The sequence below is a fragment of the Deltaproteobacteria bacterium genome (assembly GCA_011773515.1).
Taxonomy (GTDB): domain Bacteria; phylum Desulfobacterota; class Deferrimicrobia; order J040; family J040; genus WVXK01.
In genome coordinates, this window is the sequence record WVXK01000108.1 from 14,298 (window position 1) to 18,141 (window position 3,844).

Sequence of the window (3,844 nt, forward strand, 5' to 3'; positions counted from 1 at the left end):
CAAATGTAGCCAAATGGGCGCAATCAGTCAAGATTACATCGACAGGAAACAGAAGGGAAAATCTCGGTCAAAGGGGAATATTATTCGAATACCCGGGTACGCCGACGACCTGTTGGAACATCGGGTTGCAGGGGTCTTTACCTCTGCGATGATATTGCCACCTTCTCCTTGCGAATGACCTCCAGGATCTTTTCTGCGGTTTTGTATCCTGACACGACGGTTCCCCCCGGTAAAACCATCGTTGGCGTCGAGTTTATCCCGAGGCTTTCAACCAGCTTCAGCGTATTGTCGACGACGGAAGTCTCACATGCGGGTTCGGGAACGGGCCGGTTGTCGAAGCTGTCTTCGAGCATGCGCATGGACTTTGAGCAGATTATGCTCTTCGAGATACCGTAGGCCTGGGGATGCATCTTGAGGGGATAGAGCTTTATGTAAAAAACGACGTCGGGGGAGTTCGCCACAACCTTCTTCATCTCATCGTGCATTTTCTTGCAGTAAGGGCACTTTGGATCGGTAAAAACGATTACCTTCGTTTTCCCGCCGGTATTCCCGAGAACCAGGGCATCGTCGATTGGTATCTTCGAAACGTCGACCCTGTTGAACTTCTTGTACAGTTTCCTCGTTATGTTCTCGCCGCTCCCTGCACGGACGACGCTTCCCGCGATGATATAGGACTTGGAAAAATCTATGTACAGAGGGTAGTTGCGCCCATTTTTCTCGACTTCAGCAACCCACAGGCCGGGGACCTCCGCGTAATCAACGCTGTTTACCCGGTCAACGTACTTCTTCAGCAGCTCTTCCGCCTCGCTTTTGTTCAGGCTGTGGCAGTCCCGACAGGACCCTTCAGCACACCCGCTCCCGCCGAATGCAAAAACATCGCCGGCACCGAGAACGAGTGCCAGGAGGCAAAAGATAATGGTTAGCCGTCTCATACGCTTCTCCTTATGCTGCTTCGTCTGTTATTGTATCTACGTTCCGCCTGATGCGGATATTCACCTCACTTCAACATGCGGGAAAGGACATACGAGCACGAGAAACCAAAAACGCGTTCCCTGAAAAAACATTTTTTATTATACCAGAATATCCGGTGAGAGTTTTAAAACACAAAAAGACCGGCCAGATTCAAAGCACCCGAAAACGAACAAATTATGACGCCAAGGAGGGTACAATAGAAGAATAGAAGGCAATGGACAAAGAAAATGTCTCTACCGAAGGGTCTTGAAAAAATATCGGATACCGTCTGGGAAATTTCACCCGCCTACAAGGCCGGCATGCGCGTACCGGCGAGAATCTACGCCACGGAAAAACTGATTCTCGAGATGGACGAGGGCGTATTTGACCAGGTAACGAACGTCGCCACCCTCCCGGGTATCCAGAAGTACGCATACTGCATGCCCGACGGTCACTGGGGATACGGATTCCCCATCGGTGGGGTCGCTGCCATGGATACCGAAGAGGGAGTCATATCCCCCGGAGGAATAGGGTTCGATGTAAATTGCGGCATGCGGCTCGTCCTGACAAACATCACCCATGAGGAAGTCAAACCCCATCTTCGCCTCCTCGTGGACAGGCTCTTCGAGCGTGTTCCCGCAGGAGTCGGCTCTACGGGTTTTTTAAAGATATCCCACGACGAGTTTCGCGAACTCCTGGAGGAGGGAGGCAGGTGGTGCGTGAAAAACGGATACGGGTGGGACGAGGACCTCGAGCTCACGGAGGAGGGGGGATGCATTCCCGGGGCAGATGCGAGCAAGATAAGCGACAGGGCGGTTTTGCGCGGGTTCAAGCAGGTGGGGACACTCGGGTCGGGGAACCACTATCTGGAGATCCAGGTAGCGAAACCCGAATTCATCTACGACGAAAAGCTGGCAAAGACCTTCGGCATCTCTATCCCCAACCAGGTGGTCATCATGTTTCACTGCGGAAGCCGCGGATTCGGCCATCAGGTCGCAACGGATTACCTGCAGATATTTCTGAAGGTGATGGAAAAAAAATATGGCATAAAGATCCTGGACCGGGAACTGGCCTGTGCACCATTTAACTCCCACGAGGGGCAGGAATACTTTGCTGCGATGAAGTGTGCAATCAACATGTCTTTTGCAAACCGCCAGGTCATACTGCACCGGATACGGGAGGTGTTTTCAGATATCTTTCGGAAGGACCCGCTCGACCTGGGCCTGCGGCAGGTATACGATGTGGCCCACAACACGGCCAAGCTGGAAAGACACGTCATCGACGGAGAAAAGCGCGATATCCTCGTCCACAGGAAAGGCGCAACGAGGGCATTCGGCCCCGGCATGGAGGGGCTGCCTGATTTATATGCAAGCTCGGGACAGCCGGTTATCATAGGGGGAAGCATGGAAACCGGCTCCTACCTTCTTGCGGGAGTGGAAGGAGGGCAGGAAACCTTTTTCTCCACGGCTCACGGGAGCGGACGCACGATGAGCCGCAGAAAAGCCAAGAAGCTGTTTCGAGGCCGTGATTTGCAGAAAAAGATGGAACAGCGCGGCATCTACGTGCGCAGCGTCTCCTATTCCGGTCTCGCCGAGGAGGCGGGTCCCGCATACAAGGACATAGACGAGGTCATCGCGGCAACCGAGCTGGCCGGGATCAGCAAGAGGGTTGTCCGCTTCGTTCCCATTGGAAACATCAAGGGATAGGTATGAGCCAGAGAACTCCCATCGCGCTGATAACGGGGTCACTCGGCAGCGGAAAAACCACGCTCCTGATGAGAATCCTGGCCGAAACGGACAGGAAAATCGCCGTGCTCATGAATGAGTTCGGTGAAATTGCCATCGACAGCGAGGTCATTCAGGGTGAACACATCCAGATGGTGGAGCTTGCAGGTGGGTGCGTCTGCTGTTCCCTCACGGGTGAATTTGAGGCCGCCATCGAAGAAATACTGGAGATGGCTTCACCGGAACTCATCATCGTTGAGGCTACCGGGGTTGCCGAGGCAGATGCCCTGGTCTTTGAAGTCGAGGACAACGTGCCGATGGTCAGACTCGACAGCGTCATCTGCATCGTCGATTGTTATACGAGCGTGCGTTACCCCCGGGTGGGATACACCGCCAGGACGCAGCTTCAGGCAGCCGACATCCTGCTCCTGAACAAGACGGATCTGGTATCGGAAGAAGAGGCTGGCTGGGTGATCGATGAAGTACGTAAGTACAATGACAGGGCCGAAATCCTAAAAACGGTCCGCTGCGGGGTCGATGTGGACCTCCTTTTCGGCCTGACCTCCGGAAGGAGTCTCGACTTTCGCCCATCGTCAGGGGACGATCATTTTTCCTCTTGTACTTTCACCACGGAAAGGGTGATGGACCGGAAAAAGTTCGAAGAGGTGATATCGAGTCTTCCCCTTTCGGTCTACCGTGCCAAGGGCTTCGTGCAGTTTCACGACGGATCCTACCTCTTCAACTATGTGATCGGCCGAGCCGATCTCGACGAGTTCAGCACCCGTGGGACCCGCCTCGTGTTCATCGGCAAAAACCTCGATGCCGTGATGGAGAATATACTGAACGACCTCCATCAGTGCGAGGATTGATGTGCCCTACCGATACCTGGAGGACATAGCAACTGCCGACATCGCCTTCGAGGCATGGGGGGCAACCCTTGAAGAAACCTTCGTCGCCGCAGCTGATGCCACCATGAACGTCATGGTGGAGGAGCTTAATTCAATTGCCCCCATTCAGCGCAGAACAATTGATGTCAGTGCCGAAGAGATCGACATGCTGCTCTTTGAAACGCTCCAGGAACTTATCTTCTACAAGGACGCCGATACGCTCCTTTTACGGGTGTCTGCGGTGAGGATCAGAAAAGAGGACGATACTTTCTTCCTTTCCGG

The 3,844-nt window shown here is 53.8% G+C and carries 3 protein-coding genes and 1 pseudogene (1 of these 4 running past the window's edge); 3 read left to right on the forward strand and 1 reads right to left on the reverse strand.

Annotated elements, in window-relative coordinates:
- Positions 1-137: 137 nt before the first annotated feature.
- A complete protein-coding gene (locus GTN70_11485; protein NIO17582.1) occupies positions 138-932 on the reverse strand; it encodes a thioredoxin fold domain-containing protein in 795 nt (264 codons plus the stop codon).
- A 267-nt stretch (positions 933-1,199) separates the two neighbouring features.
- Here GTN70_11485 and GTN70_11490 point away from each other — a divergent pair, with 267 nt between their 5' ends.
- The 3 genes and pseudogenes from GTN70_11490 to GTN70_11500 form a co-directional block, all read left to right on the forward strand.
- Positions 1,200-2,657 carry an RNA-splicing ligase RtcB gene (locus GTN70_11490; GenBank protein ID NIO17583.1) on the forward strand — a complete coding sequence of 486 codons (1,458 nt, stop codon included), beginning with the start codon at positions 1,200-1,202 and terminating at the stop codon, positions 2,655-2,657.
- 2 nt (positions 2,658-2,659) lie between these two features.
- A complete protein-coding gene (locus GTN70_11495) occupies positions 2,660-3,544 on the forward strand; it encodes a GTP-binding protein (protein ID NIO17584.1) in 885 nt (294 codons plus the stop codon).
- 1 nt (position 3,545) lies between these two features.
- Positions 3,546-3,844: pseudogene (locus tag GTN70_11500) on the forward strand (archease) (it continues 94 nt past the right edge of the window).

Coding starts and splice junctions, on each gene's coding strand:
- GTN70_11485 (NIO17582.1), bottom strand. CDS start 932: ATGAGACGGCTAACCATTATCTTTTGCCTCCTGGCACTCGTTCTCGGT.
- GTN70_11490 (NIO17583.1), top strand. CDS start 1,200: ATGTCTCTACCGAAGGGTCTTGAAAAAATATCGGATACCGTCTGGGAA.
- GTN70_11495 (NIO17584.1), top strand. CDS start 2,660: ATGAGCCAGAGAACTCCCATCGCGCTGATAACGGGGTCACTCGGCAGC.